Genomic DNA, 23,903 nt, shown 5'->3' on the forward strand with positions numbered 1-23,903 from the left:
TCGCCCACCGTGGTCAGCCGTGTCAGTCGGCGGAGGACTCGTGGTCACCGACGGTGAGCGGATCGCGCCGTGCGTGCTCGGCGGCCTCGCTCTCGTGTCCGTGACCCGGGCCGACGTGCGCCTCTGCGCGCATTCGATCGATCATGTGTGGGTAGTGCAGTTCGAACGCCGGACGCTCCGACCGGATGCGGGGCAGCTCGGTGAAGTTGTGCCGCGGCGGCGGGCAGCTGGTCGCCCACTCGAGCGAGTTGCCGAAGCCCCACGGATCGTCGACGGTCACGACCTCGCCGTAGCGGTAGCTCCGGAAGACATTCCACAGGAACGGCAGCGTCGAGAGACCGAGGATGAACGCACCCGTGGTCGAGACCATGTTCAGCGTGGTGAACCCGTCCGACGGCAAATAGTCGGCGTAGCGGCGCGGCATGCCCTCGTTACCCAGCCAGTGCTGCACCAGGAACGTGGTGTGGAAGCCGATGAACGTGAGCCAGAAATGCCACTTGCCCAGGCGTTCGTCGAGCATGCGGCCGGTCATCTTCGGGAACCAGAAGTAGATGCCTGCGTAGGTCGCGAACACGATCGTGCCGAAGAGCACGTAGTGGAAGTGCGCCACGACGAAGTAGCTGTCGGAGAGGTGGAAGTCCAGCGGCGGGCTGGCGAGCAGCACGCCGGTGAGGCCACCGAAGAGGAAGGTCACGATGAACCCGACCGAGAACAACATCGGGGTCTCGAAGGTCATGTGACCTTTCCACATGGTGCCTATCCAGTTGAAGAACTTGACACCGGTGGGCACCGCGATGAGGAAGGTCATGAAGGAGAAGAACGGCAGCAGGACCGCGCCGGTGACATACATGTGGTGCGCCCACACCGCGACCGACAGTGCCGCGATGGCCAGGGTCGCATACACCAGTCCCGAGTACCCGAAGATCGGTTTGCGGGCGAACACCGGGAAGATCTCCGAGACGATGCCGAAGAACGGTAGCGCGACGACGTAGACCTCGGGATGTCCGAAGAACCAGAACAGGTGTTGCCAGAGGATCACACCACCGTTGGCCGGGTCGTAGATATGCGCTCCGAACTGACGGTCGACCTCCAGCGCGAGCAGTGCAGCGGTCAGCAGCGGGAAGATCATCAGGATCAGAATCGTGGTCACCAGGATGTTCCAGGTGAAGATCGGCATGCGGAACATCGTCATGCCGGGGGCGCGCAGACACACCACGGTGGTCACCATGTTGACGCCACCGAGGATGGTGCCAAGACCCGAGACACCCAGACCCATGATCCAGAGGTCCGCACCCGGACCGGGCGAGTGGATCGCGTCGGTCAGCGGGGTGTAGGCGGTCCACCCGAAGTCGGCCGCACCGCCCGGGGTGATGAAGCCGGCCAGTGCGACGGTCGAGCCGAACACGAACAGCCAGAACCCGAAGGCGTTCAGCCGTGGGAAGGCGACGTCGGGGGCACCGATCTGCAGGGGCAGCACGAAGTTGGCGAACCCGATGACGATCGGGGTCGCATACATCAGCAGCATCACCGTGCCGTGCATGGTGAACAGCTGGTTGAACTGCTCGGTGGACAAGAACTGCATCCCCGGATGTGCGAGCTCGGCGCGCATCAACAGGGCCATCAGACCGCCGATGAGGAAGAACACGAAGCAGGCGACGATGTACATCATGCCGATCAGCTTGTGATCGGTGGTGGTGACCAGCTTGTAGATGAACGAACCCTTGGGCTGGTACCGCTCCGGGAACGGCCGTACTGGTTCCACCTGCGTGGTGGGCTGGTCTACCGCGGTCACAGATCCTCCTCTTGCCCGACCGGTGCTCGGGATTGCTCGCCCCGGCCGGCACATGAACAAACCGAGCGCTGGATATCGATCCTAAACCCTCTCCCCCACCCCGGCCGAGTGGGTCCTACGATCTGTCGTACTCGAATCTCAGACGGTGTCATCGGCGCAGGTCACCACTGCTGTATGCGGCGACGCGCCGCCGTTCCGAGCGCGCCCTGGCGCGCCGTCGCGGCACGACGGTGGCGACCGGGCGGCCGGGCGCAGCCGTGCTGCTAGGTTGGGCGGGTGCAGGGTGGCGGGCAGAGCCGGACGAAACATGGGTCCGGCGACGGTTTTTCGGGTCGATTCACGACACCCGGTCGACGGCGGGGCCGGCGCGCGGTCGTCCTCGGCGCGGCGGCACTGTGCACCGCGGCGCTGACCTTCAGTGCCTGCTCCGGCGACAAGCCACTGCTGACGACGCCCGACGGCAAGACGATCTCGACGTCGACCACCCGCATCGCCGAGGTCAACGTCGTCTCCCCCGACCGTGACTACGCGACCACCTGTCTGGCGCCGACCGCCGCAACCGACCCACGTGCCGATGTCGGGCGCATCGTCGTCACCGATCCCGCGTTGCTCGACGATCTGTGCGCGCTCGGGCTGGGCCCCAAGGTGACCGCGGTGACGTCGGCACCCGGCAGCGTCCCGGCATATCTCGGTCCGCAACTGTCCTCGGTGCCCGCGATCGGCACCACCCCCGACGCGAGCGCCGCGCGTACCGCGGCCCCCGACATCGTGTTGACGACCCCGGCAACCGCGGGATCGGCGCAGGCGTTCGGCGGCATCAAGACGGTCGACGTCGGCACCGACGACACGTGGCAGAAACGTTTCCAGGCGGTCGCCGACGCACTGGGCCGCTCGTCGGAGGGCACGCGTCTGCTCACCGAATTCACCGACGAGGCCACCAAGACCGGTAAACGCATGGACGCCCCGCACAACCAGGTCTCACTGGTGCGCTTCACCAAGGACTCCGAGGTCATCGCCGGCACCGGGACCTTTGCCGGGCAGATCCTGCAGACGATCGGAGTCGCGCGCCCGGCGACCCAGCGCGGTGCCGACAGCGTCACCGTCACCGACAAGAACTTCACCGACGCCGACGGCGACCTCATCTATGTCTCGTTCGAGGGCGACGGCGGCCTGGCGCACGGCAAGGAAGTTCTTCTCAGCGACCGCTGGCTGGACATGGGGGCACCGACATGGAAGCGGGTGCTCTCCGTCGACGACGAGACCTGGTACGGCGGCTCCGGTCTGGCCGCCGCGTGGTTGGTCCTCAACGACGTGAAGGGCTCGCTCAACAGCAACTCATGACCGTGACTCGCATCCTTCGGAGGCGATACCGGTCACCCGTCCCACGGTCGCGCGATCTGTCAGGGTCGCGAACTACCCTTGATCGCATGGTCCACCACCACCCTGCCGGCGCCGCAGGCCGCACCGTGTCGGTTCGTCGCTGAATGACATCATCGATGACCCGTGCTGCCGATCCCGGTCCGGCCGATCCCGGTCCGGCCGGGGCCGCGTACGGATTGCACGCGTTGTGGCGTCCGGGAGTCGGACTGGCTGTGTGGGACGCCGGCCCGGGGGCCGAGGGGCTGCCCGAGCCGTTTCGTTCGCTGTTGTCCGGCAAGCGTTTTCGGCGTCAGATCGACATCATCGACGCGGCCGGGCACCGGGATTTCGTCGCCACCATGACATTGGGCACGGCCATGGCGGTGTCCTTCCTCGACGCTTCCCGTTCGGTGCCGGTCGGCGGTGACATCGCCTGGTACCGGCACCTGCTCGACGGCGTCCGGCGCTTCGTCGCCGCCGGCACGGTGGCACCGACACTCGCCGATGTCGCCGGGGAGACCGTGTTCGTCTGGCGTCCGCTGGCGACGTCGGCGTGGCGGGCCTGGAGCGCGGTGATCACCGGCGGGGCACCCACCGCCATCGCCGAGAATGGTGGAGCGGGCGCGCTGATGGATCTCGCCGCCGAGCTCGTCGACCATGAATGCCGTTACCGCATCGGCGCATCGGCGGCCCGCCTCGGCCGAGCCGAACCGGCAGGCCCGTTGATCGCAGCCCTCGTGGGCGACGGTTCGGCGCCGGCTGCGGCCACACGTCCGGCCGCGGTGTCGGCGTGGTCAGTCTGGGGTACGAGTGCCGCGGCGAACGAGTCGACCCTCGTCTTCCGGCTGCACGAGCCCGATGACCCGTCCGCACCGATCGACGGGTTCGGTCCCGACGACGACATCGATCGCGTGATCATCGATCCCGAGCGGTTGCGCTGGCGGCTGACAGTGTGCCGGCGCTCGCTCGACGGCCACGTCGACCCGGTCTATCCGCAGCGGCTCGACGCCACCGAACTCGACGAGGTGACCACCGAACTCGCCGCCGCGGTGCGCGCATTCCCGAAACTGCACCAGGCCGATCCCGACCGCACCAGTCTCGACTTCCTGTTGCCCACCGAACTGGCCGAGACGCTGTTCACCGACGGCGCCGCCGCGCTGGCCGATGCGGGGTTCCCGGTGTTGCTGCCACGCACCATCGCCGAGGTGCGGCCGAGCCTGGGTATCCGGGCGCGCCCGACGGTCGGCGGAGGTGCGCCGGCGCGCATGGTCGGGCTACGCGAGATCCGAGAGTTCGAGTGGCGCCTCGCCCTCGGTGACGGCCCCGACGCGGTCACTCTCAGCGAGGTCGACCTCGACGAATTGTCCCGGCAGAAGGGCGATCTGGTACGGATTCGCGGCGTGTGGGTGCGGGCCGAGGGCGCATCGCTCACCCGCGCGGCGGCCTATATCAGATCCCAACGAGCCCTGGCGGCGTCGGGGGCCCGCGCTGATATGGGCGAGCTGTTGGGCCTGATCACCCACGACACCGCAGATCTGCCGGTACCGGTGAGCACGGTGCGGGGACTCGACTGGCTCGACGAGATCGGGGCGACCGGGGTGCTGCGTCCCCGGCCGATCGAGCCCCCGGCCGGGCTCGAGGCCGAACTGCGCCCCTATCAGCAGCGCGGCCTGGAATGGCTTGCGCATCTGGCACATCTCGGAATCGGCGGGGTACTCGCCGACGACATGGGCCTCGGCAAGACCGTACAGGTCATCGCCCTGCTCGCCCACGAACGCCGGCCCGGTGAGCCCGGCGATGCCGGGCCCACCTCGGTTGCCGGACCCACCTCGGTTGCCGGACCCACATTGATCGTGTGCCCGATGTCGGTGGTGGGCAACTGGTCTGCCGAACTCGCGAGGTTCGCGCCCACACTGCGGGTCGCGGTCCATCATGGCCCGGCTCGAGCGAAAGGCGCGGATTTCACTGCCGTGCACGGCAACTCCGATGTCGTACTCACCACCTTTGCCATCGCCGCACGTGATCGGGAGATGCTCTCCGGGCACCGGTGGCAACGTCTGGTGGTCGATGAGGCCCAGCACGTCAAGAACGTACGAACCGCAGCGGCGAAGGCACTTCGGTCGGTGCCCGCCGAACACCGCATCGCGCTGACCGGAACCCCGGTCGAAAACCGCCTCGAGGATCTGCGGGCGGTCATCGACCTGGTCAATCCCGGGCTGCTCGGATCGGCATCGACATTCCGCAACCGCTATGCCGAACCCATCGAACGCGACCGCGACCCCGACGCCGTGCGTCGACTCTCGGCGCTGACCCGGCCGTTCATCCTGCGGCGCGAGAAGACCGATCCGTCGATCATCGACGATCTGCCGGAGAAGACCGAGATCACGGTACGGGCCAATCTCACCGTCGAGCAGGCCGCGTTGTACCGGGCGGTCATCGACGACCTGATGGAGGCGTTGCGCGATCGACAGCAGCGCGCCCTGCGACGCCGGACGGTGCTGGCCGCGCTGACCCGGCTCAAGCAGATCTGCAACCATCCGGCGCACTACCTCGCCGACGGCACCGCTCTCGTACGCCGGGGCACGCATCGATCCGGCAAGCTCGAATTGCTCGACGACATCGCGACCACGCTGGTCGCCGAGGGCGATCAGGCCTTGGTGTTCACCCAATTCGCGGCCTTCGGCGAGTTGCTCTCGGGCTGGCTCACCGAGTTGCTGGGAACCGAGATCCCGCTGCTGCACGGTGGTCTCGGCCGCGGCGAACGCGACCGGCTCGTCGAACGCTTCCAGCACGGCGAGCCGGGTTCGCGTCCACCGATCCTGCTGGCCACCCTCAAGGCCGGTGGTACCGGTCTGAACCTGACGGCGGCCAATCACGTGGTGCACGTGGATCGTTGGTGGAATCCCGCGGTCGAGGACCAGGCCACCGACCGCGCGTATCGCATCGGACAGCGCCAACGCGTGCACGTACGACGCTTCGTCTGCGTCGGCACGCTCGAAGAACGCATCGACGACCTGATCTCCAAAAAGCGCGAGCTCTCCCGGCTCACCGTGTCGACGGGCGAGAACTGGCTCGGAGATCTCGCCGGCGACGAACTGTTCGAACTGTTCCGCCTGCGTGATGATGCGGTGAGCGAATGAGCGCTCGGCGTGGAACCGTTCCGGTCCGCGGCTATGGCCTGACGCCGTGGTCTCGGGCCCTCGTCGACGTGGCCGAGGGCCGCTTCGCCGGCGACGGCATCCAGCCGTCGGTCGAACATCACAAGATCACCAAGGCCCGCAGATACTTTCGCGATCGGCACGTGCACCGGCTGACGATCGGCACCGGGCGGATCACGTCGTCGGTCGAGGGCAGCCAGCTCGATCCGTTCGGGGTGACGATCGAGATCCGCACCGTCGACACGGCGACCGTGGCCACGCTGCTGCGGGCCGCCGACGGCGTCACCGAGGTGATGTCGCTGGCACGCGGTGATCAGCCCAGCACCGTCGGCGAGCTGCTGCTGCCCACCGAGAGCGCCGACATCGCGGGCGACTGCACCTGCCCGGATGTCTCCGGGCGGTGTATCCATGTGCTCTCCACCCTCTACGAGGTGGCGGCCGAGGTCGACCGCAGTCCCAACATCCTGCTGAAGGTGATGGGCACCTCACTGCCGGAGCTGCTCGACGCCATCGAAGAACTCACGCCGTCGCGCACGGAGTCGACGTCCGCGGGCGCGGCGCCGGCCGGCGAGTCATCCGACGACGAGAATGCCTACACCCCACCGCAAATCGATTTCTACGGTACCGGCGCCACCGCGCCACCGCTGCCATCACCGCCCCGGATGAACCCGCTGACCGACCTCGACGGCGCAGCCCTGCGTGCCGCCCTGCGCACCTCGGGCGTGGCGCCCGGTGACATCGCCGAAGCGGTCGACGAGCTCGGCGACCTCTATGACCGGATCATCGACGAGTGAGAGCGGTCCGCGCACAACGGGTGGAACCTCACCCGTTGCGACCGACCATGAACCGCAGGGTTCGGTCGCGGACGGTGGCTTCGGTCAGATCATGGCGCCGGGCCACCAGCAGATCGGACAGCCGCACCACTCCGACGACCGAATCGTCGTCGACGATCGCGACATGATCGAGTTGGTTCTCGGCCATCACGTACGCCGCATGCCGCAGCGTATCGCGCGGACCGAGTACACATTCGGCGGGGACCGACTGTGCCAGTGCGATGCTGTCGGGGTCGGTGTGCACGATATCGCGGCAGAAGAATGTCTCGAGCGGATCGGTGCTGTAGTCCCGCGTCAGATGCAGCCCGCGGCGGGCGATCTTCTCGGTCAGCACCGAGCGACGAAGGGCCAGAACAGATATCGCGTAGGCCGTCGCCGAGGCGATGAGGACCGGCAGCGCAGCCGACCAGGCCTGGGTGAGTTCGAGGGTGAAAACCACCCCGGTCAGTGGTGAGCGCATGACGCCGCCGACGACCGCGGCCAGCCCCAGCAGTGCCCAGAAGCCGGGGAAGACTCCGGGCATCACCAGGCCGACCGCGGCGCCGAGCGCACCACCGATCATGAATATCGGGGCCAGCACACCGCCCGAGGTCCCCGATCCCAGTGACAGCGACCAGATCAGGGTCTTCACGACCAGGATGCCCACGATCAAGTCGGTCGTCGCACGACCGGTCAGCAGATCGTCGATCACGTTGTACCCCACGCCGAGTGCGCGTGGCTCGATCAGACCGCCGGCACCGATGATCAGACCACCGATCGCGGGCCACCACATCCAGTGGATCGGCAGCCGGGCGAAACCGTCCTCCGCCCGGTAGACCAACCAGGTGGCAACGACCGCTACCAGTGCGCCGCTGACCCCGATCACCACGGCCAGTGCGTCGACGCCCGCGGTGGGGACGACTCCATGTGTGTCGACCGGAAAGATCGGTCCGCTGCCCAGCAATGGTGCACGCACGATGGTGGCGACCGCCACCGACGCGCATACCGGCACGAGACTTCGCGGTGACCACTCGAACAGCAGCAACTCCACGGCGAGCAGTATTGCGGCCAGCGGCGAGTTGAAGGTCGCCGCCATTCCGGCTGCCGAACCTGCCACCAGCAGCGTCTTGCGTTCGTCCGCCGTCAGATGAAGGTGTTGTGCCAGGATCGAGCCGACCGCACCGCCGGTCATGATGATCGGCCCCTCGGCCCCGAACGGGCCACCGGTACCGATACTCACAGCCGCCGAAACAGGTTTGAGCACAGCTACTTTCGGCTCCACCACGCTGCCGCGGGTGAGGATCGACTCGATCGCCTCGGGCATGCCGTGGCCACGGATCTTCTCCGAGCCGTACCGGGCCATCACCCCGACGATGAGGCCGCCTGCGACGGGGATCAGCAGAATCTGATACCACGGGTGCGCGACACCGCCGGGTGCGACGAGGTCGGTGGCGAACCGTCCGTAGAAGCACAGATTGGTGACGAGTCCGATCAGCCGCAGCAGCACCCAGGCCGCCGCCGCGCCCAGAGCCCCGACCGGCATGGCGATCAGCGCGATCAGCAGCATCCGGCGGTCGACGCGAAAGTCCCCCAGGTCGGTCGCCCGCATCACCGGCCGGCCGTCTCGGTCGAGCGCGGCGACAACGCATCGTGCAGCGCATCGGCACCGGTCAGCAGTCCCGTACGGGTGGTGTCGTCGAGGCGGGCGAGGGCATCGCGCAGGACTCGCGCCCGCGACGCGAGCACGCCGTCGATGGTGGATTGACCCGCCTCGGTCAGCGACAGCAGCACGAGGCTGCGGTTGTCGGCGCCCGGACGGCGATCGAGATGGCCCGACGCGACGAGGCGATCGGCCAACCGGGTCACCGATGAACCACCCACGCCCAGCTCGCGGGCGAGTGCGCCACACGACATCGATCCGGCGTCACCGACCGCGAACAGCAGACGCATCTGCGGCATCGAGACGTCGGTGGTCTGTCCGACGCTGGTCATCGCGACGGCGAGCAGATCACGCGTGAGCCGTTGGAGGACATCCACCTCCCGGGAAACGTTTGCCATTCGGCAAGTCTTGCATAGTGCAACGTCTCCGTTGGACGGCACCCATGAGCGGCCCCACCACCAGCGGGATCACCGCAATCTGAGCGGGCCCCGCGGGGCCCCTGACTCAGAAGTCCCAGTCGTCGTCCTCGGTGTTCACGGCCTTACCGATCACATAGCTGCTGCCCGAACCGGAGAAGAAGTCGTGATTCTCATCGGCGTTGGGCGAGAGCGCCGAGAGGATCGCCGGGTTCACGTCGGTCTCGTCCCGCGGGAACATCGCCTCATAGCCGAGATTCATCAAAGCCTTGTTGGCGTTGTAACGCAGGAACTTCTTGACATCCTCGGTGAGACCGACTTCGTCGTAGAGCGTCTCGGTGTAGTCGGACTCGTTGTCGTAGAGCTCGAAGAGAAGCTCGAACGTGTAGTCCTTGAGTTCCTGACGCCGCTCGGGTGACTCGGTTTCCAGCGCCCGCTGGTACTTGTAGCCGATGTAGTAACCGTGCACCGCCTCGTCCCGGATGATCAGCCGGATCAGATCTGCGGTGTTGGTCAGCTTGGCCCGCGAGGACCAGTACATCGGCAGATAGAAGCCCGAGTAGAACAGGAACGACTCGAGCAGTGTCGAGGCCACCTTGCGTTTGAGCGGATCCTCGCCACGGTAGTAGTCCATGACGATCCGCGCCTTGTGCTGCAGCTGCTCGTTCTCCTCCGACCAGCGGAACGCCTCGTCGATCTCCTTGGTCGAACACAGCGTGGAGAAGATCGAGCTGTAGGACTTGGCGTGCACCGATTCCATGAAGGCGATGTTGGTGAGTACCGCTTCTTCGTGCGGGGTGACCGCATCCGGGATCAGTGACACCGCACCGACGGTGCCCTGGATCGTGTCGAGCAGAGTCAGGCCGGTGAACACCCGCATGGTGAGTTGCTTCTCGTACTCGGTCAAGGTGTTCCACGACGGGATGTCATTGGACACCGGCACCTTCTCCGGCAGCCAGAAGTTGCCGGTGAGTCGATCCCACACCTCGGCGTCCTTCTCGTCGGGGACGCGATTCCAGTTGATGGCCGAAACCCGGCTCACCAGCTTGATGGGCGCGCCGTCGGCGGGGCTGTGGGTGCCTGCGGTCATGATGGTCGCCTCCTGCGGCGGTGTTCTCGGAATTGGCGGTGAGTACCAGTGTGACAGTGCTTCTGTTCGGGGCTGGTGTTCTGCTTGGGTTCGACTCAGTGGCCAGGGCTATGACTGGGTGCGCTGATCGGCGATCTGGACGTGCGGCACCAGTTGCCGCAGCCATGGCAGAAGCTGTTCGATCGTCGGTTGATAGGAGACCTCATAGGTCGGTCGGAGTCGCCTTTCCTTGCCCTTCGTATCCGTCAGGTTCGTCACGAAGACGAGCCGCGGGGTACGGCTGGTTGTGCCGCCGGTCCCCGAACTTCCGGTGGTGGTGTGGATATCGGTGACGGCGATCACCGCCGTGATGGCGTTCCACGGTACGAAATCCGACCGCACGGTGACCCCGGCGCCGTCGATGCGGAGCTTCTCCTTGCCTCGTCTGGTCCGCACCGTGATGCATCCCGTTGCGGCGTACTGCTGGTGCAGCGACTGCTGTGTTGTCGGATCGACCTGGTAATCGTCCACGTCGAGCGCGGTCCAGAATCCGATGTGGGGCGCGAACTTCTTGGCCGCTGAACGGAATTCGTCAAAATTGCCGGTATTGAACTGGTAGAGCGTACTCCCGTACTGCAGTGGCCGACCTTGTTTGTCCACCTCGGTACCGGTGATGACGAGCGAGGTTCGCCGCCGACGCGATGCTCTGACCTTGTGCGGATTGATCTTCGCGTATTCCACGCAATCCTGCTTGAAATCCAGGGCGCGGACCTGACTCCACGTCAGTGTGAAATACGGCGTCCAAATACCTTCCGGCCCAGCACTCACCTGTCTCCTCCCGATCGCCGACGTCGCGCCCCATACCATCAGGAGCGCAAGGATCAGGACGAACGCCCCGATGATTCCGAGGAAGACGGCACCTCCCGCCGATCCGGTGGCAGCAGAGATGATGGCTCCGACCAGCAGAACCACCGCGGCACCGCCGAACACCCAGTGGCCAGTCCAGCTCGACGGCGCTGTTCCGGTGATCTCGACGGCCGGAACCGTCGGCACACCCGGCGAATTCGTCTGCGTCTGCGTGGATTGGTGCTGCTGCTGCGGTGCCTGCACCGGGTATTGCTGCTGCGGCGCCTGCACCGGATATTGCGGCACCGGCACCGGCTGCGGTGTTTGCGGCGCACTGTCCGGGCTTGGTCGCAGGTACTGGTTGTAGTCGAATGTGCCACTCACGCGTAATCCCCCCGAGGTCGATCCGTCTTTTTATGGCCTACAACATGCACGACACGCAGTTCTCCACCTCGGTGCCCTCGAGGGCCATCTGGCGCAGCCGGATGTAGTAGAGCGTCTTGATGCCCTTGCGCCACGCATAGATCTGCGCTTTGTTGACGTCCCGGGTGCTGGCGGTGTCCTTGAAGAACAGCGTCAGGCTCAGGCCCTGGTCGACGTGCTGCGTCGCCGCGGCATAGGTGTCGATGATCTTTTCGTAGCCGATCTCGTAGGCATCCTGGTAGTACTCCAGGTTGTCGTTGGTCATGTACGGCGCCGGGTAGTAGACGCGACCGATCTTGCCTTCCTTACGGATCTCGATCTTGGCCGCGACGGGGTGGATCGAACTGGTCGAATGGTTGATGTAGCTGATCGAGCCGGTCGGCGGAACCGCCTGCAGGTTCTGGTTGTAGATGCCGTCACGCGCCACCGTGGCCTTGAGTTCGCGCCAGTCGTCCTGGGTCGGGATGTCGATCCCCGCCTGTGCGAACAATTCCCGCACCCGCTCGGTCTTGGGCAGCCACTCCTGGTCGGTGTATTTGTCGAAGAACTCGCCGCTGGCGTACTTCGAGCGCTCGAAGCCGGCGAAGGCGGTACCTCGTTCCCGCGCAATGGCATTCGAGGCGCGTAACGCGTGGAAGAGCACGGTGTAGAAGTAGATGTTGGTGAAGTCGACGCCCTCGTCGCTGCCGTAGAAGATCCGCTCACGCGCGAGGTAGCCGTGCAAATTCATCTGGCCGAGACCGATCGCGTGGGAATCGTTGTTACCCTTCTGGATCGAGGGCACCGAGGTGATCGCGGTCTGGTCGCTGACCGCAGTCAGCCCGCGGATCGAGGTCTCGATGGTGTGCCCGATGTCGGGCGAGTCCATCGTCTTGGCGATGTTGAGTGACCCCAGATTGCATGAGATGTCCTTGCCCACATGGGAGTAGGACAGATCGTCGTTGAACGTCGAGGCCGTCGAGACCTGCAGGATCTCCGAGCACAGGTTGGAGTGGGTGATCTTGCCGTCGATCGGGTTGGCCCGATTCACCGTGTCCTCGAACATGATGTAGGGGTAACCCGACTCGAACTGCAGCTCGGCGAGGGTCTGGAAGAATTCGCGCGCCTTGATCTTGGTCTTGCGAATCCGCCTGTCCTCGACCATCTCGTGATACCTCTCGGTCACGTTGACGTCGGCGAAGGGCACCCCGTAGACGCGTTCGACGTCATACGGGCTGAACAGGTACATGTCGTCGTTGTTCTTGGCCAACTGGAAGGTGATGTCGGGGATCACCACGCCGAGACTCAACGTCTTGATGCGGATCTTCTCGTCGGCGTTCTCCCGCTTGGTGTCGAGGAAGCGGTAGATGTCGGGATGATGGGCGTGCAGGTACACCGCACCCGCCCCCTGTCGCGCGCCGAGCTGGTTGGCATAGGAGAACGAATCCTCGAGCAGCTTCATGATCGGGATGACGCCCGAGGACTGGTTCTCGATCTTCTTGATCGGTGCACCATGCTCGCGGATGTTGCTCAGCAGCAATGCCACCCCGCCACCCCGCTTGGACAACTGGAGAGCCGAATTGATCGATCTCCCAATGGATTCCATATTATCTTCGATGCGCAAGAGGAAGCAGCTCACCGGCTCACCGCGTTGCTTCTTGCCCGAGTTGAGGAAGGTCGGGGTGGCCGGCTGGAAGCGGCCTTCGATGATCTCGTCGACGAGGTTGCGGGCGAGTGCGGTGTCGCCGTCGGCGAGCGTCAGCGCAACCATGCACACGCGGTCCTCGAAGCGCTCGAGGTAGCGCTTGCCGTCGAAGGTCTTGAGCGTGTAGCTCGTGTAGTACTTGAACGCGCCGAGGAACGTCGGGAACCGGAACTTCTTGGCGTAGGCGTGCCCGAAGAGCAGTTTGACGAACTCACGGTCGTAGCGCCCGAGGACCTCGGGTTCGTAGTAGTTCTCCTTGACGAGGTAGTCGAGCTTCTCGTCGAGGTCGTGGAAGAAGACCGTGTTCTGGTTGACGTGCTGAAGGAAGTACTGCCGCGCCGCTTCCCGATCCTTCTCGAACTGGATCTTGCCGTCCCGGTCATACAGGTTGAGCATCGCGTTGAGCGCGTGATAGTCGAGCTCGCCGGGATCGTGACCCGCCGGACCGGCATGTACCCCCGATTTGCTGGCCGAGGCGGTGGTGTCGGTGGTCACGTCGGAGACGGAAGCAGTGGGCGACACGAGGACTCTCCTGTGCTTGGTGGGATGGGACGATCGGTGGATTTGGATTGAATGATCGACGGTTCGGGAGGATGGAAGTGCGGGCCGGGCACCCGACGGTTACCGGGAGACGGTACTGCCGGCGTCCGACAGTTCCGCGACGCCAGACGCCGCGCCGAACTCGGCGAGACCGTCGCGCACCCGCGACACGTCATACTCGGTGCCCATCAACTCGAAGCGGTACAGGTAGGGCACCCGGCATTTGCGCGAGATGATGTCACCGGCGAGGCAGAACTCCTCGCCGAAGTTCGTGTTACCGGCAGCGATCACCGCGCGGATCAACGAACGATTGTGGGGATTGTTGAGGAATCTGATGACCTGCTTGGGCACGAATCCCCCACCGACGGCCGACGACGACCTACCGCCGCCATAGGTCGGACAGATCAGCACATAGGGTTCGTCGACGCGAAATGACTCGATGCGGGCCCGGTCGAGCAGCGGAATCCGGACCGCGCGGACTCCGAGCTTCTCGACGAATCGGTGCGTGTTGTCCGACACCGACGAGAAGTAGACGACCAACGGTGTGGTGTCCGTCATCTCCCTCACCCCTGCCGATCTCTGTGAAGCAATCCGGTGTGCACGCGACCCGGTGCAAACGCGGCCCGGTGCAAACGCGGCCCGGGAGTGCAGTCCGGTGACCGATACAACGCCGGTGACGCCGGATGAATTTCTGGTCCGGTTGCCTGCCCCGGATTGCTCACAGGGCAGGCAACCGCGTACGGGTGCCGCATCGCACGCCTGCGTCTCGATCCCGACTTCCCCTCCGGATCGAACGTGGCGGCGGTCAGGCGGCCGCGGCGGCCAGTGCCTTGATCCGGTCCGGACGAAAACCGGACCAGTGGTCGTCACCGACGACGACGACCGGCGCCTGCAAATAGCCGAGGGCCATCACGTAGTCGCGTGCCTCGTCGTCCTGGCTGATGTCGACGACCTCATACGACAGGCCGTGCTTGTCGAGTGCCTTGTACGTCGCATTGCACTGCACGCATGCCGGCTTGGTGTAGACGGTGATGGCCATTGATGAACGCTCCTCGGGTCACGTGATGATCGGCAGATGGACGGTCGTTTGAGCCAGTTTTCCAGCGTGAAGAACGAGACGTAGGTCACTACTCCAACTCTTCACCGCGGCCGCTGACGCCTCTGCACATCTTGGCCTCGCTGGTGTTGGAAACACTACACCTAGTGTCTGACATTTCCGAACACCACAAGAAGTTGTGAATCACATTCATGAAACTCGCAGGTCGGGCGTGGTGCAGGATCACGAATCCGGGCGTGTCCCGGCGTGTCTCGGCGTGTCGGATTCGCACATGTCCGCACGCCCCGCCAGGGTCGATCCGCCGAGACAACTGTGGCCCGGCCAGGGCCCACGGCACAAACACCGAGGACGCGGCCGGGCCACAGGGCCTGCGGAGGCGATTCCGGCTCTACCGCCGGACGCGCCGGAGCCTTACGCGGCGGCTCGACTCACGCACGTGCGGCAACCTGATCGGCGAGTACGCGCACCGCCGCGCCGACACCGTCGACGACCTCATCGGGCAGCGCGCCATCGGTCAGGCCCGACGTCTGGAACCCGAAATCGACCTCTTCGACGACCCGGCCACCCGCCACGCCGATCGATTTACGGGTGTCCGCACGCGACCAGCTCCCGGCGTAGCGGCCCAACGCGGCACCGATGACGCCGACCGGCTTGTCTTTGAGCGCTCCGCTGCCATACGGGCGCGAGAGCCAATCGATGGCGTTCTTCAGCACCGCCGGGGTGGAGCCGTTGTACTCGGGCGTGACCACCAGCACCGCGTCGGCCGCGCCGACGTGCTCGCGCAGGTCGGTGACCGCGGGATCGAGCGCACCGGCCTCCGGCGACGTCGACGGATCGATGTCCTCGTTATCGATGTCCTCGTTGTAGAACGGCAGCCGGCCCAGTCCATCGACCAGGCGCACCCGTACTCCGGTCGGCGCGTTGTCGGCGGCCGCCTGCGCCAGCCGCCGATTGATCGAGTCGCGGCGGAGACTTCCCACCAGGACCACCACTTGCACCGTCGAATCAGACATGAACTTCCTCCTGTTGTCGCCTACCTCGATTGATAGAATCAACCGGACCACAGTCCGAATATTTCGGTCCACGTCAAGAGTTAGGTAGATCACGTGTCCCAGCGAGAGCACCGGGGGCCATTGCTGCGTCTCTCCGGCAGCGAGCCCGAGCGCGCCGATGCCGCGCGCAACCGTCGTCTGCTTCTCGCCGCCGCGCAGGCGCTCATCGACACCCACGGCGCCCCCGGAGTCACGATGGATGCAGTGGCCGCTGCGGCCGGAGTCGGCAAGGGCACCGTCTTCCGCCGGTTCGGCAGCCGCACCGGGCTGATGCACGCCCTGATCGATCACTCCGAGTCGGAGCTACAGCAGGCCTACCTCTCGGGTCCGGAGCCGATCGGCCCCGGCGCGCCGCCGCTCGATCGGTTGCTGGCCTACGGCCGGGCGCGGCTGAAGATGACCGTGGCCCATCTCGACATCCTGCTCGAGGCCGGCGCCGACAGCGGCGAGTTCATGAAGCACCCCGTCTGGCGCGCCTCCACCCAGCACGTCCAGATCTTGCTGCGGCAGTTGGGTTTCGGCGACGACGTCCATACCGTCGCACTCGCCGTCCAGGCGCCGTTGGCCGCCTCGTCGGTACAGCACCTCACCGAGACGGTCGGTCTCGACGTCGCCACCATCACCGATCAGTGGGAGGCCATGGTGCGCGCCCTGATCGCCGGCGCCACCGGCGGCTGAGCGCCGTCCCCCGCGTTGCCGACCGTCTCGCTCGTCACACCGGCTCGACGCGCGCGGTTTCGGTAACCGCCTTAGCCTGAGTGGGTAACGCGGGAAGGAATGAATTGTGAAGGTTGTCATCATCGGTGCCGGCATGGGCGGGCTCAGTGCGGCCATCGCGCTCAAGCAGATCGGCGTCGACGTCGAGGTGTACGAGCAGGTCACCGAGAACAAACCGGTCGGAGCGGCGATCTCGGTGTGGTCCAACGGCGTCAAGTGCCTCAACCATCTCGGGCTCGAGGCGCAGGTCGCCGAACTCGGGGGCATCGTCGAGACGATGAGCTATGTCGAGGCCGAGACCGGACAGACCATGTGCCGGTTCTCGATGCAACCGCTCATCGACGAGGTCGGTCAGCGCCCGTATCCGGTCGCCCGCGCAGAGTTGCAACTGATGCTGATGAAGGCCTACGGCATCGACGACATCCACTTCGGCAAGAAGATGGTGGCCGTCAGCGACGGGACCGACCACGCCACAGTCGAATTCGCCGACGGCACCACCGTCACCGCGGATCTCGTGGTCGGCGCCGACGGCGCGAGATCACTGATCCGCGAATACGTTCTCGGCGGGCCGGTCACGCGCCGCTACGCAGGCTATGTGAACTTCAACGGGCTGGTACCGATCGACGAGAAGATCGGTCCGGCCACCGAGTGGACCACGTATGTGGGTGCGGGCCGCCGGGTCTCGGTGATGCCGGTGGCCGATGACCGCTTCTACTTCTTCTTCGACGTGCCGATGCCCCAAGGTCAGCCCTATGAGCGGGGTACCGCGCGCGAAGTCCTCGCGGCCGAGTTCGCCGACTGGGCGCCGGGCGTGCAGAAGCTGATCGAGGATCTCGATCCGGCGACGACCAACCGAGTCGAGATCCTCGACCTCGATCCGTTCGACACCTGGGTCAAGGGCCGGGTCGCCCTACTCGGCGACGCGGCCCACAACACCACGCCCGACATCGGTCAGGGTGGCTGTTCGGCGATGGAAGACGCTGTCGCACTGCAGTTCGCGCTTCGAGAGTATCCCGATGATCTCCACGCGGCGCTGGCGGCATATCAGTCGGCCCGCACCGAACGCGCCGGCGAGCTCGTGCTGCGGGCGCGAAAGCGCTGCGACGTCACCCACGGCAAAGACCCCGAGAAGACCGCGCAGTGGTACAGCGAGCTGCGGGATGAAGACGGCACCAACATCCTGCGCGGAATCGTCGGCAACATCGTGGGCGGGCCCTTGACCCCTGCCTGAGGCGCGCGCATCAGTTGCCCGGCACCGCGACGAGCGCGCCGGAAGGGTCCGCGGCGATGGCGTCGTGGGCGACCAGCGCATCGCGACGCGACAGGGTCGGCCCGGGGGTGAGCAGCGAGACAACCGCCCACGGAGCGGGCGCGGGGGCGTCCCCGAGACCGAGGATCTTTCCGGTGACCAGATCGGCGATCCCGAAACGTACACCCGAATCACTGAGGTAGAACAGCGATTCCGCGCGTGAACTGTTCGGCTCGTTGCCGGTGACCCGCAAGTATTCACCCGACCCCGGGCGCACATAGACCTCGTCGATGCCCTGTCCGCCGCCGTCGGAGCTCGTCAGCACGACCGGCCGGTCCGATGATGCGATCGGGAGGGCGCGGCCGACGAGCATGGTGGTCGATGTGCGCGGATCGCCCGAAGCGCGCGACGACACCGAACACAGGGTCGGCGCCGACGACGCGTCGACCAGATGCGGTGGCCGTTGCGGGAACTCGGCGACCGGCAGTGCGCTGGTGGAGCGTCGGGCGGCGTTGATCACCGACGGCGCGACGGTGGGCACCTCCGCGGTGCCGGTGACGTCGGCGAGCCGCAACATCTCCGCAGTCGCCGGGCCGACGGGTTGCACCACATCCGCCAACACCGCGTAATAGCTTGCGGCGCCGTCGACACCGACGGTGCGCACCACCGATCCGGCCCGCACTCCGGGCGCCGAGATCGCCGCCGTACGCGCGCTCTTGTCGAGTACCGGCGTCTGCAGCGCATCCGCCTCGGGCAGTGTGTTGAGCAGCCCCGTGCTGACCGTGCGAGCAGGTGCACCGTCGAGCCCGAAAGCACGCATGACAGCCGCGTCGGTCGTGTCGACCTCGGCGCGTACCGGGATGAGTTCGTCGCCGCGGCGTACCGAGTAGAGCAGGAAGGTCGACCGGCCATCGGTGACCAGTACGCCGTCGTCGGCGGCGGCCCTTCCGATCTGCTCGCCGAGTACCGGACGAGCGCCGATGACGGCCAGGCGCACCGCATGTGGGCCGGCGGGCCGGTCGGCCACCTGCTCGGCGTCGAGTTGATCGCACACGCTCCATACCGACATTCGGGGGTGCGCCGAGCCGGGGAGGCCGGCGGGAGCACCCGGAATACCGAGCAGCGGGCCCCGCGGATATCGCGACAGTTTGACGTCGGCGACCGAGGCCGGGGTCGCGTCGTGTCCGATGATCAGGCGCGCCGAGGCGAGATTGAGCGCCGGATGCAGGGTGCCGTCGACAAGGACGTAGAGCGCACCGCTGTTCTTGCTGACCAGGATCGCCGAGTTACCCACGCTGCCCTGTGGTTTCACCAGTCCCCAGATCCCGAAACCGGCGAGCGCCAAGAGGGCCAGCACCGTCCCGACCGCCAATGCGCGGCTCTGTGCACGCATCGGATCATGCAGCATCCGCGCGTCGCGACGCACCAGTGCGTGCTCGAGTCTGCTCAGCAAGAAGCGATAACCGTTGACCTGAGCCTTCGTGGTCAGTTGTCGCGCCACCCTGTCCCCCTTCCCCCTGCGGCCACGCCCGCTCGTCACCTGATTGGACGCATCCCACGCCCGTCCGGTTCCCCCCGTGGGTTGTGGAAATCCACGCTGCCCGATCGGCCCGATATGCGCCGTTCGGGTAGTAGCCTAACCGAAATCCCTCGCGCCGATCGGCCGTTGCACACCGTCACACCGCAAGATTGCGGCACGGGGCACGGGGCATGGGGACGCAGGGCACGGAAACGCAGGGCACGGAAACGCAGGGCACGGGGACGCGGGGCACGGGGACGCGGGGCACGGGGACGCAGGGCACGGGGACGCAGGGCACGGAAACGCAGGGCATGGGGACGCCCACAGACAGCAGGGGGACAACAGATGATCGCAGGCAGCGGAATCGCGAGCAGCGGTTCACCCGCATCAGCACGGCCGCGTCCGGCGCCGCGCCGGGCGACCACGACCGCCCCATTGGTGCCGGCCCTCGTACTCGTGGAGGTGCTGCTCGCACTCGGCCTGCTGATCTGGGCTCTCTCCGGATCCCCGCTCGGTTGGCTTGCGCCTGCGGTGACTGCGGTCGTCGCACTGACGGTGCTTCCGTTGCGCAACGGCACCTCGCCGATTCGGCGGCTCGGCCGTCGGCTGTCTTTTACCTGGTCGCGGATGACCAGGCGGACAACCGATCTCACGCCGGCACCCTTCGATATCCCGGCCCGTGCGGACGCCGGGAACCGCGTCGCATCCGGTATGCCTGCCGCACCACCGGAACCCCCGATCGGCGCGCGGTGGGCCGGCGAGATGCTGATCACCGCGCTGCGGGTACGCCCGGGTACGCCCTCGGTCACCCGACTCTTCCGGGATGCGGCGGTCCCGGCCGATACCCCGGGCACGTGTGTCCCGCTCGAGATACTGGCCGAATGCATCGATCCGTTCGACATCCCGTTGTCCTCGATCGACGTCGTCAGTCACGGATCCCGCATCCGGGGCCGCAGTCGTCCCGCAGCGACATATCTGCGGACCCTCGGACGACTGCCCGCAATCGCGCAGCGCACCGTTGTGGTGATCCTGCGTCTCGATCCTCGTGACTGCCCCGACGCCGTGGCCCGGCGCGGTGGCGGCGCCGTGGGAGCGTTGCGGGCGGCGACGGTCAGTACCAGGCGGGTGGCCCGCCGACTGAGCGAACACGGACTCGAGGTCGCTGCACTATCGGCCGCCGAGATGACCGCTGTCACCGACCATCTCACGGCCGGACACGAACTCGGCCGCCTTTCCGAGGATTGGGACGGGCTGCGCTCCCCCGCCGGGCGCATGCGCCTGGCCACCATCGACCCCGAGATGCTGCCGGAGGTCGTCCACGGCATCTGGACGCATCCGGCGGCCACGACCCTCACCATCCGGCTCGCCCACACCGTCGACGGGCGGCTACGCGTCTCGGGGCTGATCCGCCTCGACGATGCCGGTGCCGAAGTCGACGGGTATCCCGGCACCACACCGCTGCGCGGACGCCAGTTCGAGGCGCTCACCACCGGTTTGCCGGTCGCCTCGCCGGTCCGGCGGGCACGCAGGCTACCCGGGCTCGAGGGCGCGGCAGCGCATGGTGTGCTCGCCCGGCTGACTTTGCCGGCCGGCGGGTGTGGGCAACTCATCGGCGCCGACCGGTCCGGAACCGCGGTCGCATTACCTCTGGTCGGGCCGGGTATCGATCTCGTCGCCTTGCGGGCAACACCGGCCGCGATCGCCCAGACGGTCCTGCGGACGGTCGCGATCGGAACACCGGTGACGATCCACACCGACAATCCGCAACGCTGGCGTGCCCTCGTCGGCGCGGTCGCCGACGCCCCGGCCCTCGACCTCGCTGCCCCCGGTGCCGCACCGAGAGGTGGTCTGCACGTGGACCTCTACGACGGGATCACACCTCCGCCCGGCTCCCCGCCATCGGGGTGTACGCGCTTTGTTGTCAGCTCCGACCATCCGGCAACGCGAGATGTCGGCGGTGCCGCAACGATCACCATCACACAGAACCCGCAAGCGCCACAGCGTCTTTCGGTCATCATGCCACGATCGAGAATTGAGGTGACCATGGTGGCACTACCGGAGGAGTGGGCCCTGACCGGCGCGGGAACGCCCGTCCCCACTCACTCGTGAACCGGCACCAGCGCCCGGAAGAAGACCGCGCGGGATGATGCGGCGCGGACCACGGCATCGGGGTCGGAGTCGGTCAGCCAGGCGGCACGCCCGGCCGGGATGGTCAGCGGCGCTCCGCCGATCGGACGCACCTCGACCGTCCCGGAGAGCACCGCGAGGATCTGCGGGCCCGGCATGTCGAAACTGATCGACGACGGCTGGGTCAGTCCGGTGCCGTCGAGTTCGACCCGCGAGAGGCGGAACTCGGGTGCGGGTGTGAGATAGATGCGTTCGGCGCCCACGGTGCGCACAGCCGGAACCAGGTCGGAAATGTCGACCGGGGTGAAGTCGAGGATTCGCAGCAGTTCGGGGACGTCGATGTGTTTGGACGTCAACCCGCCGCGTAGCACGTTGTCAGAGTTCGCCATCACCTCCACCGCGGTGCCGTTGAGGTATGCGTGGAGATTTCCGGCCGGTAGATAGAGCCCTTCGCCCGGTTGCAGACGCATCCGGTTGAGCAGCAGCGAAGCCAGCACGCCCGGGTCGTTCGGGTACATCTCGCCGAGCTCGAGAAGTGTGCGTAGTTCGTCGACGAAGTCCGTCTCGCCCTCCTCGAGCAGACGCACCGCCCCGCTGAGCACCGCCGGAGTCACCCGTTGGATCAATCCCTCCGGCAGGGTCAGCCACGTGGTGAACACGGCGCGCAGCCCATGCGAATCCGGTTGGCCGGCAAGCATTCCGAGGTACGGGTCCAGTTCGCTCACCTGCAGCCGGCGCAACAGCTCAACAGTGGCCGAGGGAGCGCGGAAACCGGCGAGGACATCGAATTCGGTAAGTGCGACAACCAATTCCGGCTTGTGCCAGGGATCGCGGTAGTTGCGGTCGCGGGCGTCGAACGCCAGTCCTTGTGCGTTCTCGCGCTCGAAGCCCTCGCCCGCCTGTTCGGCCGACGGGTGCGCCTGCAACGAGAGCGGCTCTTCGGCGGCGAGGACCTTCAGCAGGAAGGGCAGGCGTCCGGAGAACTTCTCGACGGTGGCGGCCCCCAGCGCACCGACTCTATCGTTCTCGATCACGGTGAGCAGATCGCTGCCGACCGGCTCCCCGTCCGCACCCACCACGCACGCGGGTCCCGCGCTGTGCGCACCGAACCACAACTCGGCCTCGGGATGTGGCGATGGCACCGCCTTGCCCCGAAGAGACGCGATCGCGGTGCGCGATCCCCACGCGTACGTGCGGACGACTCCCTCGATGACCTTCATCCCCGCCCGGCTCCGATCAGACGCACATACACCGCCGCCATCTCGATTCGCAGCGCCAGCACCAACAGGGACGTGAGATCCGCGGGCGTATCGGTCGGCTCCTCGGGCTCGCCCCACCCACCAGGTGGTTGGTCGTCGTCTGTCCCGACGACCACCTCCGCGGTGTGCAGGCCGCCGACACGCCGCCGGGTGCGCCATTCGCGCGCCGACGTCGACGCCACCAGCACGCGCGGTGGCGCATCTGCTCGCGGCCCATCGATCTCCGGGTCATAGAAGATCGAGTTCTGCGAGGCCGGGTCGGCCGCCGACCAGATGTCGCGCGATGCCACCGAGACGTCGGCCAGATCTGCTGCGCTGCTGGGGGTTCCGGTGACCGCGAAGACGAGTCCGGCCGCGCCGGCGGCAACCGCGAGCGTCGCCGGGGAGTCTCCGGACCACATCACCGGACGCTCACCGATACGCGCCGCGAGGAGCTTTGCCCGATTGTGGAAGGTCTCACGCGCGGGGTGGCCGGCCGCGGCCTCGGTGTCGAGGGCGTCGGCGATGTCCGAGACGGCCGGTGCGGACCCGGTGAAACGCACCTGCGTGAGCGAGGTGAACACCGCCAACAGCACGGCCGCAAAACCGGTGAACCGGAACCGCGGGTCCACGTCGACGCGCGGGGACAGATCGATACCGTTGCCGCCCAGCGCCTCTCGCAGTGGCCCCTCGATCGGCGCGGCGATGACGACCTCGGCACGGCGACGCAGCGCACGCGCCGCGGCATCGGCGAGCACCATGTCTCCGCCACCGGCCCCGGCGAGGACCACGACGTCGAGCGGACCGATCCAGCCCGGCAGCGCCGGCGCACAGACGATGGGGACGTCGATGCGGGTGGTCATCACCGAACTGACCATGGCCGCCGCCGCGGCGGCCCGGCTACCGGGCGCACATACGATGACGACACTGCGGGGCCGCAACTGCGAGAGCGGTTCGGTGACCCCTTCGCGCACCGCCTCGCCCACCGAACGCACCTGCGCCCCGGCGAGTGCGACGCTGTGGAGCAATCCTTCGGTGTCGGCCGCGGTCAGATGATCGACATCGTCGAGATCTGGGGCACCGGTTCGCATGACACCCAGCGTAGCCACGCGCCGTGGGCGGCGGCCACGTGCGGTCGATACCCGCTCTCGGTCCACGCCGTCCCCCGCAGATCCGCGCTCGCCG

The 23,903-nt window shown here is 66.7% G+C and carries 18 protein-coding genes; 6 read left to right on the forward strand and 12 right to left on the reverse strand.

What is annotated here, in order from left to right; translation table 11 throughout:
* Nucleotides 1-22 precede the first annotated feature (22 nt).
* Complete coding sequence (gene ctaD / locus ACPXB3_RS08440; protein ID WP_425703850.1) at nucleotides 23-1,792, reverse strand: cytochrome c oxidase subunit I; 1,770 nt, start codon at nucleotides 1,790-1,792, stop codon at nucleotides 23-25.
* Nucleotides 1,793-2,068: 276 nt separating this feature from the next.
* On the opposite strand from ctaD, the gene ACPXB3_RS08445 reads away from it, so the two are divergent.
* The 3 genes from ACPXB3_RS08445 (at nucleotide 2,069) to ACPXB3_RS08455 (ending at nucleotide 7,103) form a co-directional block, all read left to right on the forward strand.
* Nucleotides 2,069-3,133: an ABC transporter substrate-binding protein gene (locus ACPXB3_RS08445; RefSeq protein ID WP_425727347.1), complete on the forward strand. Its 1,065-nt coding sequence runs from the start codon at nucleotides 2,069-2,071 to the stop codon at nucleotides 3,131-3,133.
* Between the two features lie 155 nt (nucleotides 3,134-3,288).
* Entirely contained in the window at nucleotides 3,289-6,291 is a 3,003-nt protein-coding gene (locus ACPXB3_RS08450; RefSeq protein WP_425727348.1) for a DEAD/DEAH box helicase, read from the forward strand.
* Nucleotides 6,288-7,103 carry a hypothetical protein gene (locus ACPXB3_RS08455; protein WP_425727349.1) on the forward strand — a complete coding sequence of 272 codons (816 nt, stop codon included), beginning with the start codon at nucleotides 6,288-6,290 and terminating at the stop codon, nucleotides 7,101-7,103. The genes ACPXB3_RS08450 and ACPXB3_RS08455 overlap by 4 nt, the downstream gene beginning before the upstream one ends.
* 28 nt (nucleotides 7,104-7,131) lie before the next feature.
* On the opposite strand, the gene ACPXB3_RS08460 is transcribed toward ACPXB3_RS08455, so the two are convergent.
* The 8 genes from ACPXB3_RS08460 to ACPXB3_RS08495 form a co-directional block, all read right to left on the reverse strand.
* Complete coding sequence (locus ACPXB3_RS08460) at nucleotides 7,132-8,730, reverse strand: chloride channel protein (RefSeq protein WP_425727350.1); 1,599 nt, start codon at nucleotides 8,728-8,730, stop codon at nucleotides 7,132-7,134.
* Nucleotides 8,730-9,179 (reverse strand): MarR family transcriptional regulator, encoded by a 450-nt coding sequence (locus tag ACPXB3_RS08465; protein WP_425703855.1) that lies wholly within the window; start codon nucleotides 9,177-9,179, stop codon nucleotides 8,730-8,732. Before ACPXB3_RS08465 ends, ACPXB3_RS08460 begins: the two co-directional genes overlap by 1 nt.
* Nucleotides 9,180-9,285: 106 nt before the next feature.
* On the reverse strand, nucleotides 9,286-10,287 hold the full coding sequence (gene nrdF / locus ACPXB3_RS08470; protein ID WP_425727351.1) for a class 1b ribonucleoside-diphosphate reductase subunit beta: 1,002 nt from the start codon (nucleotides 10,285-10,287) through the stop codon (nucleotides 9,286-9,288).
* 108 nt (nucleotides 10,288-10,395) lie between these two features.
* Complete coding sequence (locus tag ACPXB3_RS08475; RefSeq protein ID WP_425727352.1) at nucleotides 10,396-11,496, reverse strand: hypothetical protein; 1,101 nt, start codon at nucleotides 11,494-11,496, stop codon at nucleotides 10,396-10,398.
* 37 nt (nucleotides 11,497-11,533) lie between these two features.
* The gene (gene nrdE, locus ACPXB3_RS08480) at nucleotides 11,534-13,741 is read right to left on the reverse strand and encodes a class 1b ribonucleoside-diphosphate reductase subunit alpha (protein WP_425727353.1); all 2,208 of its coding nucleotides are present in this window, start codon (nucleotides 13,739-13,741) and stop codon (nucleotides 11,534-11,536) included.
* A gap of 99 nt (nucleotides 13,742-13,840) precedes the next feature.
* The gene (gene nrdI / locus ACPXB3_RS08485) at nucleotides 13,841-14,317 is read right to left on the reverse strand and encodes a class Ib ribonucleoside-diphosphate reductase assembly flavoprotein NrdI (RefSeq protein ID WP_425703859.1); all 477 of its coding nucleotides are present in this window, start codon (nucleotides 14,315-14,317) and stop codon (nucleotides 13,841-13,843) included.
* 247 nt (nucleotides 14,318-14,564) lie between these two features.
* Nucleotides 14,565-14,798: a glutaredoxin-like protein NrdH gene (gene nrdH / locus ACPXB3_RS08490; protein ID WP_425703860.1), complete on the reverse strand. Its 234-nt coding sequence runs from the start codon at nucleotides 14,796-14,798 to the stop codon at nucleotides 14,565-14,567.
* A gap of 446 nt (nucleotides 14,799-15,244) precedes the next feature.
* Nucleotides 15,245-15,829 carry an NAD(P)H-dependent oxidoreductase gene (locus ACPXB3_RS08495; RefSeq protein ID WP_425727354.1) on the reverse strand — a complete coding sequence of 195 codons (585 nt, stop codon included), beginning with the start codon at nucleotides 15,827-15,829 and terminating at the stop codon, nucleotides 15,245-15,247.
* Nucleotides 15,830-15,922: 93 nt separating this feature from the next.
* Between ACPXB3_RS08495 and ACPXB3_RS08500 the strand changes: the two genes are divergently transcribed.
* Both ACPXB3_RS08500 and hpxO read left to right on the forward strand, forming a co-directional pair.
* Nucleotides 15,923-16,546, forward strand: a complete 624-nt coding sequence (locus ACPXB3_RS08500) for a TetR/AcrR family transcriptional regulator (RefSeq protein ID WP_425703862.1) — start codon at nucleotides 15,923-15,925, stop codon at nucleotides 16,544-16,546.
* A gap of 106 nt (nucleotides 16,547-16,652) precedes the next feature.
* Nucleotides 16,653-17,816 (forward strand): FAD-dependent urate hydroxylase HpxO, encoded by a 1,164-nt coding sequence (gene hpxO, locus ACPXB3_RS08505; RefSeq protein WP_425727355.1) that lies wholly within the window; start codon nucleotides 16,653-16,655, stop codon nucleotides 17,814-17,816.
* A 10-nt stretch (nucleotides 17,817-17,826) separates the two neighbouring features.
* On the opposite strand, the gene eccB is transcribed toward hpxO, so the two are convergent.
* Nucleotides 17,827-19,335, reverse strand: coding sequence for a type VII secretion protein EccB (gene eccB / locus ACPXB3_RS08510; protein WP_425727356.1), 1,509 nt, complete (start codon nucleotides 19,333-19,335; stop codon nucleotides 17,827-17,829).
* A gap of 363 nt (nucleotides 19,336-19,698) precedes the next feature.
* Between eccB and eccE the strand changes: the two genes are divergently transcribed.
* Nucleotides 19,699-21,462: a type VII secretion protein EccE gene (gene eccE, locus ACPXB3_RS08515; RefSeq protein ID WP_425727357.1), complete on the forward strand. Its 1,764-nt coding sequence runs from the start codon at nucleotides 19,699-19,701 to the stop codon at nucleotides 21,460-21,462.
* On the opposite strand, the gene manA is transcribed toward eccE, so the two are convergent.
* Together manA and ACPXB3_RS08525 are read right to left on the reverse strand one after the other, a co-directional pair.
* Entirely contained in the window at nucleotides 21,453-22,700 is a 1,248-nt protein-coding gene (gene manA / locus ACPXB3_RS08520; protein ID WP_425727358.1) for a mannose-6-phosphate isomerase, class I, read from the reverse strand. The two genes, eccE and manA, sit on opposite strands and share 10 nt — an antisense overlap.
* Nucleotides 22,697-23,809, reverse strand: coding sequence for a hypothetical protein (locus ACPXB3_RS08525; protein WP_425703867.1), 1,113 nt, complete (start codon nucleotides 23,807-23,809; stop codon nucleotides 22,697-22,699). Before ACPXB3_RS08525 ends, manA begins: the two co-directional genes overlap by 4 nt.
* Nucleotides 23,810-23,903: the final 94 nt, after the last annotated feature.

Source organism: Gordonia sp. DT219, assembly GCF_049847065.1.
GTDB lineage: Bacteria > Actinomycetota > Actinomycetes > Mycobacteriales > Mycobacteriaceae > Gordonia.

Excerpts from the sequence above, each read along its gene's own strand:
- ACPXB3_RS08450 (WP_425727348.1), top strand. The coding sequence starts at position 3,289 with ATGACCCGTGCTGCCGATCCCGGTCCGGCCGATCCCGGTCCGGCCGGG.
- ACPXB3_RS08455 (WP_425727349.1), top strand. The coding sequence starts at position 6,288 with ATGAGCGCTCGGCGTGGAACCGTTCCGGTCCGCGGCTATGGCCTGACG.
- ACPXB3_RS08460 (WP_425727350.1), bottom strand. The coding sequence starts at position 8,730 with ATGCGGGCGACCGACCTGGGGGACTTTCGCGTCGACCGCCGGATGCTG.
- ACPXB3_RS08465 (WP_425703855.1), bottom strand. The coding sequence starts at position 9,179 with ATGGCAAACGTTTCCCGGGAGGTGGATGTCCTCCAACGGCTCACGCGT.
- nrdF (WP_425727351.1), bottom strand. The coding sequence starts at position 10,287 with ATGACCGCAGGCACCCACAGCCCCGCCGACGGCGCGCCCATCAAGCTG.
- nrdI (WP_425703859.1), bottom strand. The coding sequence starts at position 14,317 with ATGACGGACACCACACCGTTGGTCGTCTACTTCTCGTCGGTGTCGGAC.
- nrdH (WP_425703860.1), bottom strand. The coding sequence starts at position 14,798 with ATGGCCATCACCGTCTACACCAAGCCGGCATGCGTGCAGTGCAATGCG.
- ACPXB3_RS08495 (WP_425727354.1), bottom strand. The coding sequence starts at position 15,829 with ATGTCTGATTCGACGGTGCAAGTGGTGGTCCTGGTGGGAAGTCTCCGC.
- eccE (WP_425727357.1), top strand. The coding sequence starts at position 19,699 with ATGATCGCAGGCAGCGGAATCGCGAGCAGCGGTTCACCCGCATCAGCA.
- manA (WP_425727358.1), bottom strand. The coding sequence starts at position 22,700 with ATGAAGGTCATCGAGGGAGTCGTCCGCACGTACGCGTGGGGATCGCGC.
- ACPXB3_RS08525 (WP_425703867.1), bottom strand. The coding sequence starts at position 23,809 with ATGCGAACCGGTGCCCCAGATCTCGACGATGTCGATCATCTGACCGCG.